The sequence below is a fragment of the Bradyrhizobium sp. Kon58 genome, assembly GCF_055807455.1.
Genome location: NZ_JBVVOT010000213.1, coordinates 1 through 374, shown reverse-complemented (window position 1 = coordinate 374; position 374 = coordinate 1). Strand labels below are relative to the sequence as shown.

1 pseudogene is annotated in these 374 nt (G+C 65.8%); it reads right to left on the bottom strand.

Annotated features, from left to right (window positions below):
• Nucleotides 1-374: pseudogene (locus AC0L20_RS40170) on the bottom strand (ammonium transporter); the annotation flags it as partial.

Sequence of the window (374 nt, the reverse complement as noted above, 5' to 3'; positions counted from 1 at the left end):
AGCGGCCACACCCCCAGCACGTCATCGATCTTCCAGCGATCCTGGGCGGCCATGAAGCACCACACAAACAAGCCGCCCGCGACCACACCGGTGACCAGCGCGCCCACCGGATGCATCAGGTCGGAACCGGCGCAGATCGCCACTAGCCCAGCCAGCGGGCCGTTGTGCAGAAAGCCGGGGTCATTGCGGCCGATCACCAGCGCGGCGACCGTGCCGCCGACCATTGCCATCAACGAGTTGACCGCCACCAGGCCGCTGACGCCATTGAGGGTTTGCGCGCTCATCACGTTGAACCCGAACCAGCCCACGATCAAAATCCACGAACCCAGCGCGAGAAACGGAATGCTGGAGGGCGCAAACGCCACCAGGCGCCC